General features: G+C 63.8%; 15 protein-coding genes. 7 read left to right on the top strand and 8 right to left on the bottom strand.

What is annotated here, in order from left to right; all coding sequences use genetic code 11:
* The first annotated feature begins 375 nt into the window (after positions 1–375).
* The 3 genes from ACFVTH_RS09170 (at position 376) to ACFVTH_RS09160 (ending at position 8,775) form a co-directional block, all read left to right on the top strand.
* On the top strand, positions 376–1,821 hold the full coding sequence (locus ACFVTH_RS09170; RefSeq protein ID WP_387089526.1) for an Ig-like domain-containing protein: 1,446 nt from the start codon (positions 376–378) through the stop codon (positions 1,819–1,821).
* 79 nt (positions 1,822–1,900) lie between these two features.
* Positions 1,901–4,399, top strand: a complete 2,499-nt coding sequence (locus ACFVTH_RS09165) for a LuxR C-terminal-related transcriptional regulator (protein WP_387089523.1) — start codon at positions 1,901–1,903, stop codon at positions 4,397–4,399.
* A gap of 785 nt (positions 4,400–5,184) precedes the next feature.
* Positions 5,185–8,775 carry a P-loop NTPase fold protein gene (locus tag ACFVTH_RS09160; RefSeq protein ID WP_387089520.1) on the top strand — a complete coding sequence of 1,197 codons (3,591 nt, stop codon included), beginning with the start codon at positions 5,185–5,187 and terminating at the stop codon, positions 8,773–8,775.
* Between the two features lie 258 nt (positions 8,776–9,033).
* Here the strand turns inward: ACFVTH_RS09160 and trxB are convergent, their stop codons facing one another.
* From trxB to ACFVTH_RS09130, 6 genes are all read right to left on the bottom strand, one after another.
* Positions 9,034–9,999: a thioredoxin-disulfide reductase gene (trxB, locus tag ACFVTH_RS09155; protein ID WP_387089517.1), complete on the bottom strand. Its 966-nt coding sequence runs from the start codon at positions 9,997–9,999 to the stop codon at positions 9,034–9,036.
* Positions 9,996–10,658, bottom strand: a complete 663-nt coding sequence (locus ACFVTH_RS09150; protein ID WP_387089514.1) for an arsenate reductase ArsC — start codon at positions 10,656–10,658, stop codon at positions 9,996–9,998. Before ACFVTH_RS09150 ends, trxB begins: the two co-directional genes overlap by 4 nt.
* Before the next feature lie 3 nt (positions 10,659–10,661).
* Positions 10,662–11,078 (bottom strand): arsenate reductase ArsC, encoded by a 417-nt coding sequence (locus tag ACFVTH_RS09145; RefSeq protein ID WP_387089511.1) that lies wholly within the window; start codon positions 11,076–11,078, stop codon positions 10,662–10,664.
* Between the two features lie 84 nt (positions 11,079–11,162).
* Positions 11,163–11,681 carry a GNAT family N-acetyltransferase gene (locus ACFVTH_RS09140; protein ID WP_387089509.1) on the bottom strand — a complete coding sequence of 173 codons (519 nt, stop codon included), beginning with the start codon at positions 11,679–11,681 and terminating at the stop codon, positions 11,163–11,165.
* On the bottom strand, positions 11,678–13,078 hold the full coding sequence (locus ACFVTH_RS09135) for an FAD-dependent oxidoreductase (RefSeq protein WP_387089506.1): 1,401 nt from the start codon (positions 13,076–13,078) through the stop codon (positions 11,678–11,680). Before ACFVTH_RS09135 ends, ACFVTH_RS09140 begins: the two co-directional genes overlap by 4 nt.
* Positions 13,079–13,104: 26 nt before the next feature.
* Positions 13,105–13,455 (bottom strand): metalloregulator ArsR/SmtB family transcription factor, encoded by a 351-nt coding sequence (locus tag ACFVTH_RS09130; RefSeq protein ID WP_387037192.1) that lies wholly within the window; start codon positions 13,453–13,455, stop codon positions 13,105–13,107.
* A 119-nt stretch (positions 13,456–13,574) separates the two neighbouring features.
* On the opposite strand from ACFVTH_RS09130, the gene arsB reads away from it, so the two are divergent.
* The 4 genes from arsB (at position 13,575) to ACFVTH_RS09110 (ending at position 17,803) form a co-directional block, all read left to right on the top strand.
* Positions 13,575–14,657 (top strand): ACR3 family arsenite efflux transporter, encoded by a 1,083-nt coding sequence (gene arsB / locus ACFVTH_RS09125; RefSeq protein ID WP_387091816.1) that lies wholly within the window; start codon positions 13,575–13,577, stop codon positions 14,655–14,657.
* A gap of 94 nt (positions 14,658–14,751) precedes the next feature.
* Positions 14,752–15,996 carry a hypothetical protein gene (locus tag ACFVTH_RS09120; protein ID WP_387089503.1) on the top strand — a complete coding sequence of 415 codons (1,245 nt, stop codon included), beginning with the start codon at positions 14,752–14,754 and terminating at the stop codon, positions 15,994–15,996.
* Positions 15,997–16,373: 377 nt separating this feature from the next.
* Positions 16,374–16,886 (top strand): hypothetical protein, encoded by a 513-nt coding sequence (locus tag ACFVTH_RS09115; protein WP_387089500.1) that lies wholly within the window; start codon positions 16,374–16,376, stop codon positions 16,884–16,886.
* A gap of 29 nt (positions 16,887–16,915) precedes the next feature.
* Complete coding sequence (locus ACFVTH_RS09110; protein ID WP_387089497.1) at positions 16,916–17,803, top strand: metalloregulator ArsR/SmtB family transcription factor; 888 nt, start codon at positions 16,916–16,918, stop codon at positions 17,801–17,803.
* Between the two features lie 40 nt (positions 17,804–17,843).
* Here ACFVTH_RS09110 and ACFVTH_RS09105 read toward each other — a convergent pair whose 3' ends face one another.
* Both ACFVTH_RS09105 and ACFVTH_RS09100 read right to left on the bottom strand, forming a co-directional pair.
* Entirely contained in the window at positions 17,844–19,133 is a 1,290-nt protein-coding gene (locus tag ACFVTH_RS09105) for a Y-family DNA polymerase (RefSeq protein ID WP_387089495.1), read from the bottom strand.
* Positions 19,126–19,560 (bottom strand): LexA family protein, encoded by a 435-nt coding sequence (locus tag ACFVTH_RS09100; RefSeq protein WP_387089492.1) that lies wholly within the window; start codon positions 19,558–19,560, stop codon positions 19,126–19,128. Before ACFVTH_RS09100 ends, ACFVTH_RS09105 begins: the two co-directional genes overlap by 8 nt.
* Between the last annotated feature and the right edge of the window lie 165 nt (positions 19,561–19,725).

Here is a 19,725-nt window from a genome sequence, read left to right as displayed (position 1 = left end):
GCGCCGGCCGGCACCCGTCGATTGCCCCGAGTGCCAGGCCGGCTGAGGCGGGCTTACCCGAACCGCCTCATTTCCCGAACGCCAAGACTGGCGCCCACCTAGGAGATACGACATCGATGTTCGAATCAAGTGATGACCAGTCCGTGGGCCCAAAACTCATCCCATTCGGGTGATTCCGGCGAGGTCTACGGTCGAGAGATACGAATCGCAGCCTTGTCCAAGATGACGCGGCTGAGACCCTGTGGCGTCATCTGTATCCGCCCAGCCGACACCCTCGAGAGAGCGAATGCTCTGCGCCCTGAATCTCACTGAACGCGGCGCTCACCCGACCTCACCCGGAAAGGGTGATCTATTCACTGCAGATACCGGTCAGCCTTGACCGACGAATGGATCGGCAAGTCTAATAACGAGAGGACGTCAGTTCTGTGTTGGGGTCGTCATGAACTCAGAATGATCGCCACCAACATGGCGCCGCCCAAATTACCCAATAGCCACTGCCAGGCGAGGTCTCCCGACCGTTCTTGCGCACCTTGGAAACGTGCTGTCAAACGCGCTTCCGATCGTTGCCTCAAGGATCACCTGGCTGTTCAGAGGAACACCATGAGTATTTCTAGAAATCGAGCCAAGCATAGAGGCGCCATCTTCGGCAGCGCCATTGCGCTGTCGCTCGTGTTCGCGGGTGCAGCCGTACAACCTGCCCAAGCGGTCGTCGATGATTCTCCGACGTCGGGCAACCCCCTTGAGGTAAGAGTGGACGGTGTGGACCCGGCGCCCGCCGCCCTCGCCGCTCCTCCCGCTCCCCTGATCTCGACCCCGGCCGAGGATTCGAGCTTGAACAGTTCCACACCGACGATCGGTGGTACCGCGGAAGCTGACTCGACGATAACCGTGACCATCGACACGGCCGTCGTCGGAACAACCACCTCCGACGAAACTGGGAACTGGCTGTTCAACGTCGATGGCGCGCTCTCTCTTGAGGACGGGGAACACTCGGTCAGTGCCACTGCAACGAACGCGGGGGCGGAAACCAGCGTTCCTTCCGCGACTGTCACGTTCACAACCGACACGGTCGCGCCAGGCCGACCGACAATCACGAGCCCCGCAGCGGGCGCCACGGTCGCAAGCTCTCGTCCCCTGATCGCTGGAACCGCAGATGCACACGAATTCGTCGACGTCACGATTGATGGTGTCGCGGCTGGTCGTGCAGTCGTCGACAGTCTTGGCAGCTGGGCATTCACGCCTGCGACAGGGCTGCCCAACGGTGCACATCTCGTTTCCGTGCGCGTGCGCGATGCCGCCGGGAACATCAGCCTTGCACGTACTGCGACCTTCACGGTTGCAGTACCGGCACCCATTGCGCCCGTCCTGACGAGTCCGGCGAACGGTTCGGAGACGACTGAACGAACTCCCACAATCTCCGGGACTGCGGAAATGTACACGACCATCACCATCACGCTCGACGGCGAAATCGTTGGCACGACGACAACTGACGCTGGCGAGAGCTGGAGCTTCGACATCGCGACGGAACTGTCTGCGGGAGCTCACTCTGTGTCCGCCACCGCAACGAACGAGGCCGGGCTGACCGGCCCGGCGTCGGCCACCACGACATTCACCGTGAATGTGGCGGCACCAACCCCCACGCCCTCCGAGACGCCTGAGCCGGACGAAGAGACTGAAGGAAACAGCGCTATTCCGACTGAAGCTACCGGGCTCGCAAACACCGGTATGGATCTCGTCGCTGCGATCGCTTCAGCTCTTGTAGCCATCGCCGCAGGTCTGATCGCGTTCCTCGTCGCCCTACGCCGGAAGACCGCGGAGTAGGACCGCACCTTCCTGAGTGGGCAGTTCCTTTCTGGAACTGCCCACTCCTTTTCGCCCGGATCGGGACTAATCTACGCACATGCTCACCCCCGTCCCCGGAGGGGGACCCTCTGATTGGGAACACACCACTCAGCCGGCCGAACGACCGAATGTCATCCCTCGAGCACGCGTCGTCAGCCAGCTCGCCGCGGCTCTTTCCCGCACCCAAGTCGTATTCGTCGTAGCACCAGCCGGCTCTGGAAAGACCACCGCGTGCGCTCAATGGGCCCGTAGCCATCCGCATCCCGTGATCTGGTTGACCGCCAGCAGATTCGACACCAACCCGCTCGACTTCGTGCGGTTGATGGCGAGCGCACCCCGGCCCAACGCGTCTTCCGGTGCTCGGCGACGGATCCGCCCCCCGGAATCGATCCGCGAGGTCACGGCTCTTCTCGAGGCCTACACAGATCCAACGACTGTCGTGATAGACGACTTGCATCGAATCGAATCCTCCGACGCGTTGGCTGGCGTCGAGGAAGTCATCAACGGCTGCGAGAAGACCCGTTTCATCTTGATCTCTCGTACAGCGATGAAAATGGATCTCTCAACCGAGTCGTCATTGATCGATAGGTCTGAACTTGACTTCGATCTCGACGAACTCGATCTAGCTATCAGCACGATGCCGAGGAAGATTCCCTCAGCCGAGATACTCACCCTCACAGGAGGATGGGTGGCCGGGAGCGTCCTGGCGCTTCATCAACCGGGGTTTGACCCTTCCGCTCAATTCCAACTCGCTTCACTATTCGACCGAACTCTAGACCAGCTCCCCCCAGATCTTCGCGAATTTGTCGACGCGACGTCGATAACGGCAACGTTCGATAGGGATCTCGCCTCTGCGTTGACTGGAAACGAGGATTCGAGCCACAGGGCCGAAGCGTGCGTCCGTGCAGGCCTACTCATCGACGTCCTGCGTGACGGCCTGGGGACCAGATTCCGGTGGCACGATCTCTTCGCGGAGCACTGCCAGAGACGTTTGCTCCAGCGGGACCCCGCCAGATACCGAGAGCTGAACGCAATTGCGGCCCGGCACTTGGCCATGTCCCGCCCTCACGAGGCCATCGACCATGCCAACCGCGCAATGGACGCGCAACTCGCACTTGATTTGATCCGCAACCAATGGTTGCCCCTGGTCCTCGAGGGGCAGGCGTCCACCTTGGACGCCATTTGCCAACGACTCCCGCCAGAACTCGCCGCTGACGCGTTCGTGATCACACTCCGCGCATGCTGTGCGGCGATCGTCGGCGACGAACTCAAAGCAGGCATACTGCGAGATCGTGCTGAGCGGATTGGCACTGACCGTGCCACCGAGGTCGGCCTCGTCAGTGACGTTGCGACACTGTTGACAGCGAACCCTGCGGGCACGTTGGCCGATGCCTGCGACGCCCTCCAGCATCGGTTGCGGACCCAACCTCTCCCGCCAAGTACTTCGGTAGGGCTGTTGTTCATCCTCGGCTGGACCGAACTCCGCCTGCGCCGCGAAGTCGGTGGCGCAGCACGGTTGCTGAGATCAGCACATCGCGAGGCCACCGCGCAAGGACTCACCCGAATTGCTCGGCATGCTGCAGCCAACCTCAGCTTCGCACTCGCCTACGACGGAAACTTCTCCGCGGCCTTGGACACGCTCGACCTCTTGGGCGGTATCGCGTCCGATGAGTGGGACACGTACGACGGGGGTCTCGAGGACTTTTGCCGCGGGTTTATCGCCTATTGGCGTCATGATCTCGAAACCGCTCGCATCAAGCTCCAAGCCGCGCGCGCCCATGGAGACGGCTCGCTTCCGTACGGCGCTCTCGCGACCGTGTTCGACGCCCTTGCCGCGGCAGAGACCCGCAACGCGAACCATATCGCGGACGCCGCATCGAACATCATGCAACTCGACGCACAAGCAACACGCAATGGCCTACCCTGGCAGATCTACGTTCGGCTTGCGCGAGCATTCCTTGCCTACGCCGGCGGACGCCAAGACATCGCGGAATCGCTTGCGCGGAGCATCCCACCCGATATCACCACTCCGACCGTGCTGGTGAAGACCGCGATCCTTTACCGCTGGATCGGTCTCACGACCGAGTCAGAGCAAGCGCTTCGTGTTCTCTCAAGCCGGTCCGACCTCCCGAGCTACGTCGCTGTGTCCGCCGCGCTCGCCCGATCGATGGCGGCGTTCAAGACCAATCGCGACCGGACCGCGCATATAGAACTTGAGCACGCGCTCGACCTTGCCGAACCCGAGAGCATCGCCCTCCCATTCACGGACCATGACCCCACGGTGAGGTCCGCGCTCGAGCTGCACGCCAAGTGGGGATCGCGGCATGAAGCCTGGATCGGGCAACTTCTCGCGGATCACGACACCGACTCGCCGACTGCGGCAAACCTGACACAAAAGGAGCGGGAAGTCCTCAGCCTCCTCCGGACTAGCATGACCGCGGCCGAAATCGCTGAGGCGCTCCACCTCTCTGTCAATACCATCAAGACCCACCAACGATCGATCTACCGAAAGCTCGGCGTCACTAGCCGGAGACAGGCAATACAGACCCGAATCTGACCGGTTCCGAGAGAGTCGGCGCGACGTCCGGTAGAGGGTGCGCTGTCGCGGTGTGCAAGGCGCGGTGAACACGCTCAGCGACGAAGACTAGCTCGCAGCCGAAGCATGTCGAGGACGGCAATGAATCTACGCCCGAGAAAAGTACAAGACGCTACAGTACGAAGCCGGAGACAACGAAAGCCCCCGCGAACCGCGGGGGCTTTTCTGTTGCCGCTGAGATTTCAGGCTGCGATCCATAAGAATTCAGATCACGCCTCAGTGGGGCTGTTAGAAGGCGCGGTACTTCAGCCCCGTTTGGGCACGCTTTCAAATCGCATCCCAAGTTTAGAGCGAAGGCATCCCAAAGATCTCCTCGCTAAGTGGCGCCAGCAATCCGTTGCCTTCATTGCGCACCATGTTGAGCGAACCCAACTACCGTCAGCGGGCCGCGTTCCGTTAATGCACTTGGCTGGAGCGCCTCTGTTGTACTGACGCCGGGACCTTCAGAGAGCGCACCATGGATAAACTGCTCGCCGCCGCAATCTCCTTGCTGTGAGGCCTGGGGTTGGACGACACATACTTGAGCGCGTGGAACGCGCCTTACCCCCCCCGAACTGGGGGTGTTTGCTGGCCGCGTTAGTGGGCTGATAGCCGACAGCCTTGTGGTGGCGGTTGTAGCTCGCTCGACGAGTACCGTTTTACCGCTGGGCGACACGCTGATGTGACGTTTCATGCATTACGTCTCACGGTCCGGCGGCCGTACATCGTTGCCCCGACTGCAGATGACACACGCCGGCCGGAGCTAAATGACCAGCGCACCACCACTGACCGCCGATGATCTGGTCCCCGATGAACCGCTCGACCGCATCGCGGATGGCCGCATCACCGAAGATCTTGATCTACTGAACCATCGATCATTCGCACTCAGGGTCGCGCAGTTGGCAACGACGGTGCACGGAAAACTGAACATCGCCTTGTTCGGCCCCTGGGGTTCCGGGAAGAGCAGCTTCTACGGATTGCTTCGCGAGGAGCTCGCAACTGTCGACGCGACCGCAGTTCCGCTCGTGTTTGACGCCTGGCGAAATGCCGGCTCGGCGTTCCACACGAACTTCCTTTCCGAAATCGCTACCCAGATCAAAGGCGCAGATCCGGCTATCGCGAACCGGTTGTTCCAGACAACTCGGGCGGTCAATCTCCCGTTCCGTCAGTTCACCACCGACTGGACGCCGAGGAAGACGCTGGCCTGGTCGGCCGGGATCCTCATCCTTCTTTTCCTCGTGATCCCGTTCCTTTTCACGGTCATCCTGAACATCATCGATACCGACTCGGTGGACTTCTGGCCAGCCCTCGCGAAGAACATCGGCGCGTGGGCAGGTTTCGCCGCGAGCAGTTCGCTCATCTTCATCGTGATCACAGCGCTGCTCGAGCTCACCAAGGTGACAGTCGAAGAGGCCGCACCGGGCCACGTGACGCAATTCAGCCAGCTTTTCGATGAGCTGCTCGGAAAGAACGACCAAAGGTACATCATCTTCATCGACGAACTCGATCGTTGTTCCGCCGAAGATGTGATGAAGACACTCGAGGGACTCCGCACTTTCCTAGGTCACGATCGATGCGTGTTCGTGGTCGCGTTCGACCGAGAAGCAGTCTCGGCGACGATCGCGAAACATATGCGGCACGAGGTGCCGGAACGGGCCTCCGGCCCGTATTACCAGACGAGCGGCGAGTACCTGGACAAGATCTTCCAGTTCCAGATCTCGCTCCCGCCACAGCGGATCCACACATTCCGCCGTTACGCGCTATCCCTCGTGAAGGGCCGTGGCGGGCTGTGGGCCGAGCTCGACCGGCACGCTGACCGGGCGCTCGAGCGCGCGATCTCGATCCTCACGCCGATCCATCTGACCAGCCCACGTCGGACGAAGGTGCTGCTGAACGACTTCGCAGTCAACGTCCGAATCTTCCAAGGGCTCGGCTTCGACTGGCTCAACCGGGCGGACGAGATCGCCGTGTTGACCGTGCTACAGACCGAGTTCCCGAACTTGGTCTCCGACATGGAGCGCGAACCGGAACTCCTCAGGTTCATCGCATCGAACAGCGAACCTGCCCGCGAACCTCTGAAGAGTCTCTACCGGTCCTATCGGACCGCGTCGAAACCCAAGAAGGACCGCGAGCCGTCGGACGAGACCCGTGATCTCGACGCGATCGCACTCACGGGTCGCTCCAGTTCCGATGCGGGTAACCAGCTCAAGGCGAACCTGCATCGCTATCTGCAGAAGCTCAACGACATGGGCTGCACGTTGCCGCGCGCGGACCTGCTGTTGATGCACGCGGACGGCATGCTCGTCAGCTTCGAGGACTCCTCGGTCTACAACCTGCTCCTTGCCGCAGCTGACGCGCCGATCAGTGAAACTGCGTCAGGGCTTGCCTCGGCATCGGAAACCGACCGCAGGCAGAGCCTCACCTACCTGCTCGAGGAGGTGGAGGTGGAATCCGCTGAAGGAGCACGCGCCCTCATCGAACTGGCTGGCACGGTTGCTCACACGCTGCCTTCGCTGACCCCATCGTCGGCCGACCAAATGCGGGCAGTCTGGGCGCGATGCAGGGCCGACGTATCCATCATCAGCCGGCTGAGCACCGAGAGCCTGTCTGGGTTCGCCGCAGCGTTGACGGTATCGTTCGATCGCGCTGAAGTGGATGACTTCCTCGATAGCGTCCTCGACGCGGACGAGCATTCGGTGCCGGTCGTGTGCCGCACGCTCGTCCAGTCGATACAGGAGGAGGATTGGGCAAGCGCGGCCAGCGTCATCGGCAGCTACCTGTTCTCATCGACTCCGGCAGACGCCAACCTTCTCGCAGCGTTCATCGAGCGGGATGCGCGTCAGACCACCGCACGGCCCGATGAGGCGTTCACCCGCGCGTTCGTCGACCGTTTCAAGCACACGGAGCCGGAACCGGTCACACCCGCTTCGGCGACTGTTGCAGGCAAGCAAGCGGCCGAAGAAGAAACCGAGGCCAACGAGATTGCATTTGCCGAGGCGGTCGAGGAGGCCGAAGCCTCCATGCACCTAATCACCGCTCACTGGGCGGACTTCCCGCTCGAAGGAGCGACCCGCCCATGGCTCCTCGGCGCACTCCGGGCCATCGGCACGGTCAACGGTTGGGCGCTCACGGTTCATGACCGACTAATCCAGTCCGATATCGACCGCGGCCTCAGCGACGAAGTGAACGTCGCACTGCTCACGGCCTGCACGGATCAGCCTCGGCACGCCGCCGGACGGTGGGTGCACTTGCTGGACCTTGAGCACGATACGGATCTCGCCCTCGTGATGAAGGCGGCCGGTACGCTGCTCCGTCGTGGCGTGGCACCGGGCGCTGAGGCACTGACCCAAAACAACGCCGTGTCAAACGTGCGACAGGTGGTGAAGCTCGTCCGGGGCCGAAAGGTCGACGCTTCAACTCTCGTGGCGGCCCTCAGCGACGCGATCGAGCAGGACTGGGACGCGTGGGACGAACAGCGGTTCACCACCGCGCACGGCCTGCTCGACGCGATCGCGCCCCTGGACCCGGCCGAGACCCAGAGGATCCGTCTCTACGGTCTGGCAACGCTTGCCGCTGACGACGATGACGAACTCGACACCGTCGTCGCCGCCGTTCGTCAGGAATCGCCGGGCGTCGCCAATGGCGTCGCCGAAACGCTCGCCGAGGATTCCGAGCCGACCGTTCCCCATCTGCGGGTCCTCCTTGCCGCGCAAGAGGTGGCGCTCGCTGCGGGCGAGGACGTTGCCCGGCTCACCCACGAGCAGATCGGTGAAGCCGAATCAGACCGGACCGTCGTGAACGAATGGATCGCGACAGCTCCTGGGTTTGACGAAGTGAAAAAGCTGACCTCTTTGACCGCTGTCTCCTCATCCGCGTGGCGCTCCTTCTCGATGCGTTCGACCGAGCTTGACCGGGAACAGGCGTGGCGTGCTCTACGTAAGGCGAGAGTCAGTGACGCAATCCTCACCGCTGTCGCTGCAGGCGGGATGCCGGATGAGCTGTACTCGGAGATCGTGGACACGATGTCGACAGGAGCAACCACCGAAGCGCGAGGTAAGGCGTGCGGGCTACTGCTCACCCTTCCGCACACGGACAAGCTCACCGAGTCGGCCGTGGAAGCAGTGCTCCGACTGAGCAAGCGGGATGTGAAATCGGACGTGCAAATCGCAGCGCGCCTCCTCCTCGCGGTGGCCGACAAGCTGACCTTGAAGCAGAAGGCCGTGCTGCGGAAGGAACTCGACCCTTGGATCTCCCGTTCCGGCACGTATCTCACGAAGAGCGCCCAGCAGCAACTCGCGAACAAGGGACTTGCGAAGGCGCCGGACCGGAGTCTCTTCGGGCGGCTGTTCGGAACATGAGGGGTCAGCCAAGATCGGCTGCCGAGACGTGATTGGAGCGTTCCGATGCGACACGGCACCAGAGCCTTCTCGATGACTCCGAAGCGGTTCGAGACACAATAGATTAATCCTGAGGACTAAATCGTGTTATGCATCGCGAAAGTATAAGTCCGAGAGCGACACCGTCTCGCAGCGACGACAACACGCGCGCCAACGAGAAGGCTGATGCGACCCTTGAGGAGGTTGCATCGTTCTGGGTAGCGCCGCTTTGCCCCTAAGTCAGGCCGCTTCAGCCTCATCCTGCTCGGTACTTTCCGCTACCAGCCCGGCAAGGTAGTGCTGCGCGTCGAGGGCTGCGGCGCAGCCGCTGCCGGCGGCCGTGATCGCTTGGCGGTATCGACGGTCGACGAGGTCACCGCATGCGAAGACGCCGGGGAGGTTCGTCTGGGTGGTCGGTGATGCGACAAGCACGTACCCGTCGTCGTCGACATCGACCTGGCCCTGCACCAGTTCGCTGCGCGGATCGTGCCCGATCGCTACGAAGAGCCCGGTCACCGTCTGCGCGCTTTCGTCGCCGGTGATCGTGTCGCGGAGGGTGAGTCCCGTCAGTTTGTCGTTGCCGTGTGCCGAGATCACCTCGGAGTTCCAGGCGACGTTGATCTTCGGGTGTTGGAGGGCGCGCTCCTGCATGATCTTCGACGCGCGCAGTTCGTCTCGCCGGTGGACAAGGGTGACCGAGTCGGCGAAGCGGGTGAGGAAGAGCGCTTCCTCGACAGCTGAGTCGCCGCCTCCGACGACGGCGATGTCCTGGTTGCGGAAGAAGAACCCGTCGCAGGTGGCGCACCAGGAGACGCCGTGGCCGCTCAGCTCCTCTTCCCCGGGCACCCCGAGCTTCCGGTACGCGGACCCCATCGCGAGGACGACCGCATTCGCTGCGTAGTCGACTCCGTTGATGGTGCGGACCGTCTTGACCGGACCCGTGAGGTCGACGTCCACCGCATCGTCGTACACGATCCGAGCTCCGAACCGCTCAGCCTGTGTGCGCATCGCTTCCATGAGGTCGGGCCCCATGATGCCGTCGGTGAAGCCCGGGAAGTTCTCGACTTCCGTCGTCTTCATGAGCGCTCCGCCGGCCTCGACGGAGCTGGCCAGAACGATGGGCTCGAGCCCGGCTCTGGCGAGGTAGGTCGCGGCGGTGTAGCCAGCGGGGCCGGCGCCGATGACGATGACGTTCTCGATGATCAAGGGACTCTGCTTTCGATTCCGAGCTCGGCGAGGAGCTGGTGGACGTGATTGGTGATGTCGTCGCGAATGAGCCGGACCCGCTCGATGGGCAGGTTGGCCGGGTCGTCGAGCGCCCAGTCGACGTATCGCTTGCCCGGGTAGACGGGGCAGGCGTCACCGCAGCCCATGGTGATGACGACGTCCGCGGCTTGGACGACGTCGTCGGTGAGGGGTTTCGGGAACTCGTGCGTCAGGTCGATGTCGAGCTCGGCGAGCGCCGCGATCACCGCAGGGTTGAGTTGCGCGGCGGGCATGGATCCGGCCGAGCGCACATGCACTCTGCCTCCGCTCATCGCTGCAGTCAGCGCGGCGGCCATCTGCGAGCGACCGGCGTTCTGTTCGCAGACGAACAGCACCTCGGGGAGGTCGTGCGCGACTGCGCCTTTCGCTTGCGCGAGCGCGGTCAGACGGTCCGTGGTGAACCGAATCGTCGCTTGAGCGAGGTGCGCCTTCACCTTCGCTGTGCGAAGTAGGCCCGTGTACGACTCGAGCACGTAGCGCTCGACGGTCTCGGGGGTGAACACCCCCGCGAACCGGAGCGCCAGGTCGCCGGCGAGTCGGTGAAGGTATTCCTCCGGGTACGCCAGCCCTGGCAGCGCCCGCCGCTCAGTGTCAGGCATGATTCACGCGTCGACAGGCTCGGGCAGGATCTCGGACAGCAGCTGCTCGATGCGGCCGCGGATCTCGTCGCGGATCGGGCGCACGGCGTCGATTCCCTGACCGGCGGGGTCGTCGAGCTTCCAGTCCTCGTAGCGCTTGCCCGGGAAGATGGGGCAGGCGTCGCCGCAGCCCATGGTGATGACGACGTCGGAGTCGCGGACCGCCTCGGTGGTGAGGACCTTCGGAACGTTGTTCGCGATGTCGATGCCCTCTTCGGCCATCGCCTGGATGGCAATGGGGTTGATCTGGTCCTTCGGTTCGGAGCCTGCGGAGAGCACTTCCACACGGCCGCCCGACAGGGCCTGCATGTAGCCGGCGGCCATCTGCGAGCGGCCGGCGTTGTGCACGCAGACGAAGAGAACGGTGGGCTTCGTCGTCATGGTGAACTCCTTCATTTTACCTCAATCATAGATGGTGATCTATGGTTTGTGAAGTCAACAGAGCTTCCCCGACATGCGCTCTCGCTATGGGCCGACCACTTCGCTTCGGCGTTCAAGCAGGACGGTATCCCGCCACACTCCAGCATTCGGGCCGAAGCCCATGAGAGCAATGCGTTCGCGAACGCCGACTCGCCGGAAGCCGTGCCTGTCATGCAGGGCAAGACTGGGGAGGTTCTCGGGAAAGATCGACGATTGCAGCATCCAGATGCCGGCTTCCTCGGACCGCTCGATGAAGTGCTCGAGCAGCGCTCGCCCGACACCGCGGCCGCCAACAGCCGGGTCAACGTAGATGGAATGCTCGGCGACACCGGAGTACACGGGACGCGACGACACAGGGCCGGCGGCCGCCCACGCGCAGATCACGTCATCGGCGTCGACGGCCACCCATCTGAGTGCCGCAGGTTTCGAAGCGAAGAACGCGTCGTCGGTCGGTGGCTCGACCTCGAACGTGGCGTGCCCGGTCGCGATTCCGGCGCGGTAGATCGCTTCGACCGACTCCCAGTCGTCGCGCTCCATTGGCCGGAATCGCAGGTGGTGGCTCATCCGCAGCAGCTGCTGGTGGTCGCGGCGGCCGCAGGCGTGGTTCCGCAGGCCGAGTCGGTGGCGCAGCTGTCGGAGTCGGCGACCGTGCCGTCGGGGTTCGGGGCGGTCGTCGAGCACACACCGGTCTCGGGGAGGACGAGCTGCACCTGTCGAGCTGCGGCGGTGTTGCCGGCGAGTTCGTCGGCGATGGAGCGGACCTGCTCGTATCCGGTGAGGAGGAGGAAGGTCGGTGCGCGCCCGTAGCTCTTCATCCCGGCGACGAAGAAGTTGGGCTCGGGGTGCGCGAGCTCGTCGACGCCGTGCGGGTAGACAGTGCCGCAGCTGTGCAGGTTGGGGTCGATCAGGGGCGCGAGCTTCGCGGGCGCCTCGACGACCTCATCGAGCTGCAGGCGGAGCTCGCGGAGCATGTCGAGGTTCGGGCGGAAGCCGGTCGCGTTCACGACGGTGTCCGCCTCGACGGCGGCCGCTTCGTGGCGGCGACGACCCACGGCGCGGACACGCCCGTCGTCGGTCGCTTCCACGTCGTCGATCTCGAATCGGTCGACCAGCGCGACCTTTCCGGCGCGCACGAGGTCGTGGACGGTGCTGCCGAGCTTGCCGCGCGCTTCGAGCTCGTCGTTCTCGGACCCGTAGACCCGGACCGGGCTCACGTTCCGGATCGCCCAGGTGACCGTGGTTCCGGGGACTTCGTCAGCGAGCTGCGCGAGCTTGATGAGCGTGTTCGCGGCGGAGTGCCCGGCGCCGACGACGAGTGTGGCCTTGCCGGCGAACCGGTCGCGGTCCGCGCCGAGCACGTCGGGGAGCGCGTGCGTGATGTGCTCCCGGACAGTTTCGGCGGCGGCGGGCTGCAGGCCGCTCGCGAGGAGGCCGTTGGCGCTCGAGTAGGTGCCGGATGCGTCGATCACCGCACGTGCGAGGACCTGCTCGGAGTTGCCCGACTCGTCCCGCACGCGGATCACGAACGGTGCGCTCGCGCGACCGTTCGAGCGGGTGCGGTCCATGCCCTGGCGGCTCACGTCGGTGACCGTGGCGCCGTAGCGGATGCGCGGTGCGAGCTCGGGGGTCGCGGCGAGCGGTTCGAGGTACTGCTCGACGAGGTCGCGCCCATACGGCAGCCGCTTCGCGGCGGGCGACTCCCAGTCGGTCGTGTCGAGGAGCCGGGCGGCCGCTTCGTCGATCAGGTACTCCCACGGGGAGAAGAGCCGCGTGTGACCCCAGGACGTCACGGCCGCACCGGCGGACTCGCCGGCTTCGAGGACGACGACGTCGATGCCGCGTTCGAGCAGCTGCGCGGCAGCGGCGAGACCGACGGGTCCCGCGCCGATCACGGCGACGGGCAGGCCGGTGAGTCGGTCGAACTTCGTGAGGGTCGGGGTGGGCAGCTCGGCGAGGGTCATCGCAGTTCTTCTTCCGTTGTGGGTGGTCAGATGGTGACGAGCAGGCGGCTGAGGGAGTCGAGCGCGCCGGGAACGAGTCGGTAGTAGGCCCACTGGCCTCGCTTGGACCGCGTGAGGAAGCCGGCCTCGGTGAGGACCTTCAGGTGGTGGGACACCGTGGGCTGAGACAGCCCGAGCGGCTCGATGAGATCGCAGACGCATGCTTCGCCGCCCTCGTGGGCGGCGACCATCGACACGAGCCGGAGCCGGGCCGGGTCGGCGAGGGCCTTCATCGACCGGGCGAGCGCCTCGGCGTTGTCAGCCGCCAGCACCTCGCGGTCAAGCGGTGCGCAGCACGCGGTGACGTCCGTCACCGGGAGTGTGATCGTCGAGCTCATGCAGCCATGATGCAACGAATATTGATAACTGTCAATATTGACGAGAATCAATATCCTTCCTAAGGTTCACATCGACTCTTGTCTATAGATCACGAGGAGTGAACGTGAGTAACCCCGCTCTGCCTGCACGGCTCAGCGCAACCGACCGTCTCTTGCCCGTCTGGATTCTCCTGGCGATGGCGGTCGGGATCGGCTTGTCGGTCTTCGCCCCGGCGTTCGGAGAGTTCCTCCACGCCGCTTCGATCGGGTCAGTGAGCATTCCCATCGCGATCGGACTGCTCGTGATGATGTATCCCGTCCTCGCGAAGGTGCGCTACTCCGACGCTCGAGCTGTCGCAGGCGACCGGAAGCTCCTCGTGTCGTCGCTCGTCCTCAACTGGCTCATCGGGCCGGCGCTGATGTTCGCGCTCGCCTGGATCCTGCTCCCTGACCTGCCCGAGTACCGCACCGGCCTCATCATCGTCGGCCTCGCACGCTGCATCGCCATGGTCCTGATCTGGAATGACCTCGCCTGCGGCGACCGCGAAGCTGCCGCCTTCCTCGTCGCGTTGAACTCGGTGTTCCAGGTAATCGCATTCGCGGGGCTCGGCTGGTTCTACCTGCAGGTGCTGCCGGGTTGGCTCGGCCTGCCGACCACGAGCGCCGAATTCTCCATCGGCGCGATCACGATCAGCGTTCTGATCTTCCTCGGCATCCCGCTCCTCGCGGGCTTCCTCTCCCGGCTCATCGGCGAACGCCGTCGCGGTCGCGATTGGTACGAGAACCAGTTCCTGCCGAAGGTGAGCCCGCTCGCGCTCGCGGGGCTGCTCTTCACGATCGTCATGCTGTTCGCGCTCCAAGGCCAACAGGTCATCGACCAGCCGCTCGATGTCGCCCGCATCGCCCTTCCGCTGCTCGTCTACTTCGCCGCGATGTTCGCCCTCGGCTTCGCAACCGGAAAGCTCGTCAAACTCAGCTACGAACGCACGACCACGCTGGCATTCACGGCCGCCGGCAACAACTTCGAACTGGCTATCGCCGTCGCCATCGGCACCTTCGGAGCGACCAGCGGGGAGGCCCTCGCCGGCATCGTCGGCCCCCTCATCGAGGTCCCCGCCCTCGTGGCGCTCGTCTACGTCGCGCTCTGGCTACGCCCGCGGTTCACCGCGCCCACGGGCGCCTTGGCGACCCCGCGCCGAGTGGCGGAGCGAACGAACGCCTGATCATCCCTCTTCGGAGCGAGCCAGGCCGCGCGTTCACTTCACCCCCTAGCGGCGGTGAACACTTGCAGACGACAGCCGGAGAGGGTGCCGAGTCATGTCGCAGATTCAAGTCATGTGCTCCGCGGTACGGGCCGCCCTAGGATCGGCTTACCACTTCGAAGGGAAAGCGATGTCGCGGCAGCCAAGTGAGGCACACCACAGGGTGATTTCAGGCATTCCGCTGGTTCGAGCGTCGTTGACGGAAGTAGTGCTTCTGACTTTGGCAGTAGCCCTCGGTGTGAATCTCATTTCGACCACGCTCTCAACTTGGCTCCCTCTGTGGGTTTGTTTCGCCGTCGGAATCGGGTTCGGATTGGTTCCGATTGTGTACGTGGCGCGCAGCCGACTGAAGGCGGTCGTCCACTCAATGGATATCAGTGGGTTCATCCTCTACGACCGGGAAGCAAATGCTCTGGTCGACGTTCCGGAGTATGACCTCGCCGAGGACGCCGTGCGTTATCTATCCGCGGCTTTCTCAGAAAATCCGGCCCTGCGACGACAGTGGGATGCCGAGCCACCAATGGCCGACCTCGATAGGGGCATGATCGGGAAGCCGAATCTAGGTCGACGTCTGCTTGATGAGCTTGTCGAGTACATCGTCATCGACCGGCTCAGCATGACACTTGGCGATCATTTCAATCGGGCGGATCTGCCGCGGGAGAAACTGCGCACCTACAGTCGATCTGACCTGCCGGACATCCTCCTCAAGAATCGATTCCTAGAGCTCTTCTCCCGCGATCTCGCGGACAGAGAGGGTTTCGACACCTCGCGCGACAACTCCGACAAGGGCTGGACGCTCGTATCGACCAGCAACGCGGCCGGCGGTTACTACCACCGGTTCGAGCTCACGTTGCCACACAACAGCACCATCAGGAGGACCGAGCGCGGGGAGCTTCTCATCGAGGGGCCGAACCTCGATGCCCGAATTACCGCCAAAGTGCCAGGCTTCAGTGGAGATGCACCGTTCGGGCTCTCTCGACTCTACGTAGGCAAACCAGGCTGGGACACGCTAGACCTCCAAGTAGATGTATGTGTGCAGGTAACCGTGAAGCGGCAATGGTCACTCCGACGTGAACGACTTCGCTATAACGTCTGGATCGAGGACGTCCTTGCGCATTTGTACGAATCGCTCTCGGGCGAGCGGTTCATCGAGAAGATTCAATGGCCGCTCCTTCAGGCAGCTGTGCAGGTGTTCGACCGTGATGCTCGCGGGTTCGGAGTAACAACAACAGAAGTACCTAACGCCGACGACAAGCCTGTAGTTGAAGCTGCTCGAGCGAACGATCTCGAGGAACAGTAGCTACACCCGTCGCACCTGCAATCGACCCCGCCCGTCCCACGTGGCTGCGGGACGCTTCTCGGGCCCGACTCCAGGCGGCACCGTCCCAACTTCAGCATTGGCGCGCGGCTCGCATTCGGCGGCAGCATCTTCGATCCCTTCCCGCTTCGAAGATCTCGCACACGCCAGGTACTCGCCGATCGCCTGGAGTTCGAAGATGATGGAACCGGGGGGCAATGGATCCCAGGCGAGCAGCGATCAGGATCGCGAGAACCGTGTGGCGCGGGTCTGGCGGCCGCCGCCGGAGCCGCCGACGCGAAGTGCCGCCTCGCGGACGCTCAACTGTTCAACGGGACCGTCAGAATCGTCGGATTCACTGACCACACGAACGGGCAAGCATGATCGACTTCTTCGGCATCGAGATCCCTGACGCCGGGCCATTGTTCCTCGTATCCGTGGCCCTGCACATCGCAGCGGGTATCACCGCCGTCGTCACCGGTGCAGCGGTCATGCTGATGAAGAAGGGCACGCGCCGCCATCGTCGTTTCGGGTGGACCTACGTCACCGCACTGGGGGTGATCTTCATCACCATGGTCATCATGGTGACCATCCGTTGGCCACTCAACGTGCACCTCCTCGTGCTGGGAATGATCGCGATGGCATCCGCGTCGCTCGGTGTAGTGAACCGACGCCTGCGGGCGACGGATGCTTGGCATATCGCCGCGATGAGCGTGTCCTACATCGCGATGCTCACCGCGTTCCTTGTCGACAACGGCCCCCAGCTACCGGTCTGGGAGCTTCTGCCCCAATGGGTGCTCTGGGTTCTTCCCACCCTGGTCGGCGCCCCGCTCATGTTCCTCGCAATCCGGCGTCGACGAGCCCACCCAGAGCTGTCGCAACGCCGACCCTGAATGATTTCCGACTCGATAGACTGTGGTCTATGGATTCAACGCCCGCGGGTGCCAGCGAACTCCGTCTTGTCGGAGATCCGACCCGTGCGCGCATCCTCTCGATGATCCTCGACAGCGAAGATCAGCGGGGGCTCGTCGGAGACCTCGCTGACCGGTTGGGGTTGAGGCAGCCGACGGTGAGTCACCACGTTCGCGCTCTCTTCGACGAAGGGATCCTGGAGCGCCAACCCGACGGCCGGAGAGTCTGGTACTCGGTGTCACCCGCACACCGCGATTGGATCACCGGCCTCCTCATGGATGAAGCCTCCACCGTGGATGACGACGGCCTCGCCCGGGTCATCCGCGATCTCAGCGATCGTTTCGCCGGCACTTTCAACCCCGAGACCGTCGAGCAGTACGTTCGCGAGAGCCGAGAGCTGCTCGTCGCGCGAGAAGGCACCAGTCAGCACCTCACGTCGCTCACCGCCCGCTTCGCCGCCGACCGGCTGGATGCGCTTGCTGCCTCTTCGGCGTCGAGCGACGGGGTGCCGGAGGTGCTCTTCGTCTGCGTGCACAACTCGGGTCGTTCGCAGATGGCGTCGGCCATTCTCCGCCAGCTCGCGGGCGACCGCGTCATCGTGCGCACCGCAGGATCGGCGCCGGCCACCGGCGTTCGCGGAACGGTTGTGACGGCCCTCGATGAAATCGGGGCGCCGCTGGCCGGTGAGTACCCGAAGCCGCTCACGGATGAGGTCGTCCGAGCTGCGGACGTCGTCATCACGATGGGATGCGGCGACGTGTGCCCGATCTACCCCGGGAAGCGATACCTCGACTGGGACCTCGACGACCCAGCCGGCCTCCCGCTCTCCGGCGTGCGCGCGGTCCGCGACTCGATCGAGACTCGCGTCCGCGAGCTTCTCCGAACGCTGATCGGCTGAGCGACTTCGACTCTAGGCCGCTGCGTCGCCGCACCAACGCCTAGACGGCCTTGGCGATCGCGAGTTCGTTCCAGTGCGTGGTGTAGCGGGGAGACAACTGGTCCCGTCGCATCTTCCAAACGGGGCCGCCATTGAGACCAGCCATGCCGATGCCGATCGCTCCCTTGCCCTGCTTCCGGTTGACTTGGTCGAGCAACTGGCCAAGGTTCCGCTGCTCGAACGCTGGCACGAACGATTCGAGCATCGCGTGACTCGCCTTCGGGGTGATGTCGATGAGCACGATGCCGGCGCGAACGTACCAGGCGCCATCGACGAGTTCATGCTCGAGCGCGGCGATCGCCGCTTTGGTCAGCGTGATCGGGTCGTCGGCCGGCATCGGCAGACGCACCGACCGGAAGTGGCTGACATAGGTGCGCGAGCTATGCATGCTCGTTGCGGCGAACACCTGCAGCTGCTTCGCGACGCTGCCCTGTTTGCGGAGTCTGCGGCTTGCCTGTTGGGCGTAGATCGAGAGCGCTTGGTGCATCTCCGCGCGGGTCTTCACGGGTTGCCCGAACATGCGCGAGTAGATCAGCTGATCTTTCGCGGCCCGCGCTGACTCGAACGGGATACATGAGGTGCCGCGCAGTTCGTACACGGTGCGCTGCAGCACCACGGAGAACTTCTTGCGGATCAGCTTCGGGTCAGCGTCGCGGAGTTCACGTGCGGTGTGTACGTCGAGTTCCGCGAGCCGCTTCTTCGTGCGGCCGGCGACACCCCAGAGCTCGTCAACCTCGAGGGAGTCGAGGATCCTCGTCTTCTGTTCATCGGGATAGACGTCCCAGTGCACCACTCCCCCAAGCTGCTTGTGCTTCTTCGCCCCCTTGTTCGCCACCTTCGCGAGCGTCTTGCTCGATGCGATCCCGACGCATACCGGAAGTCCTACGTGCTGTCGCACCTCGGCACGGATGCGGCGGCCGACTTCGGTGAGCTCGTCGACGTCGCCGGCGAGGCCGATGAAGCTCTCATCGATCGAGTACACCTCCTGCCACGCGCTGTGCCGGGCTAGGAGCTTCATGACGCGGGCGCTGAGGTCGCCGTAGAGCTCGTAGTTGCTCGAGCGATGCCAAAGCCCCCAGCGCGGTGCCTGCGCGGCGAGCTGGAACCACGGGGTACCCATCTCGATCCCGAGCTGTTTGGCTTCGTCACTGCGGGCGACGACACATCCGTCGTTATTGCTGAGCACAACCCCGGGTCGGCCGACGAGACGTGGGTCGAAGACCCGCTCACAACTCACGTAGAAGCTATTGACGTCGACGAGCGCGATGCGCCGCGGTCCTCGACTAGACATGCTGGTGATGGATGTTCGCCGTCACCACGCCCCAGATCGAGACCTCCGAGCCCTCTGCAATCTCGATATCGGGGTAGGCCGGATTCTCCGCACAGAGCATGAGCCGACCGCGGCGCGAGTCCAGACGCTTCAACGTGAATTCGGCGTCCACGACCGCCACCACGACATGCCCGGGCCTCGGGTCGATCGCGCGGTCGACCAAGATCTCGTCACCGTCGTAGATCCCGGCGCCGATCATCGAGTCGCCTGATACGCGCACGATGAAGGTGCTGACCGGATCCTTGATCAGGTGCTCATTCAAATCGACCGGGCCGCCGTAATAGTCCTGAGCTGGCGACGGGAACCCCGCCGGCACAGCGACCGGGGCCGCGCGGGCAAGGAGCCGAGGCGCGTCGACGATTGTGAGTGGCGCCAGGACAGTGAGCATGGGACCCCCTGTCGATTCGAACTGATGTTCGAATTGTAGGCACGTGTCTTCTCGAGTTGCGAACTTGATTTGACGACGGCGCCGTGCTTGCGAACGCCGTCGACCGCGACGCCCGTCGCGATTGCGGCACGACAGGCCGCGCTTGCCACCCGCGGCCGCGACATG

It is taken from the genome of Agromyces sp. NPDC058104 (assembly GCF_042884835.1).
Classification (GTDB): domain Bacteria; phylum Actinomycetota; class Actinomycetes; order Actinomycetales; family Microbacteriaceae; genus Agromyces.
Note: the sequence above shows the minus strand (reverse complement) of the source record. Positions and strands in the feature narration are given on the sequence as shown.

Coding starts and splice junctions, on each gene's coding strand:
- ACFVTH_RS09165 (WP_387089523.1), top strand. CDS start 1,901: ATGCTCACCCCCGTCCCCGGAGGGGGACCCTCTGATTGGGAACACACC.
- ACFVTH_RS09160 (WP_387089520.1), top strand. CDS start 5,185: ATGACCAGCGCACCACCACTGACCGCCGATGATCTGGTCCCCGATGAA.
- ACFVTH_RS09150 (WP_387089514.1), bottom strand. CDS start 10,658: ATGCCTGACACTGAGCGGCGGGCGCTGCCAGGGCTGGCGTACCCGGAG.
- ACFVTH_RS09145 (WP_387089511.1), bottom strand. CDS start 11,078: ATGACGACGAAGCCCACCGTTCTCTTCGTCTGCGTGCACAACGCCGGC.
- ACFVTH_RS09140 (WP_387089509.1), bottom strand. CDS start 11,681: ATGAGCCACCACCTGCGATTCCGGCCAATGGAGCGCGACGACTGGGAG.
- ACFVTH_RS09135 (WP_387089506.1), bottom strand. CDS start 13,078: ATGACCCTCGCCGAGCTGCCCACCCCGACCCTCACGAAGTTCGACCGA.
- ACFVTH_RS09130 (WP_387037192.1), bottom strand. CDS start 13,455: ATGAGCTCGACGATCACACTCCCGGTGACGGACGTCACCGCGTGCTGC.
- ACFVTH_RS09120 (WP_387089503.1), top strand. CDS start 14,752: ATGTCGCAGATTCAAGTCATGTGCTCCGCGGTACGGGCCGCCCTAGGA.
- ACFVTH_RS09115 (WP_387089500.1), top strand. CDS start 16,374: ATGATCGACTTCTTCGGCATCGAGATCCCTGACGCCGGGCCATTGTTC.
- ACFVTH_RS09110 (WP_387089497.1), top strand. CDS start 16,916: ATGGATTCAACGCCCGCGGGTGCCAGCGAACTCCGTCTTGTCGGAGAT.
- ACFVTH_RS09105 (WP_387089495.1), bottom strand. CDS start 19,133: ATGTCTAGTCGAGGACCGCGGCGCATCGCGCTCGTCGACGTCAATAGC.
- ACFVTH_RS09100 (WP_387089492.1), bottom strand. CDS start 19,560: ATGCTCACTGTCCTGGCGCCACTCACAATCGTCGACGCGCCTCGGCTC.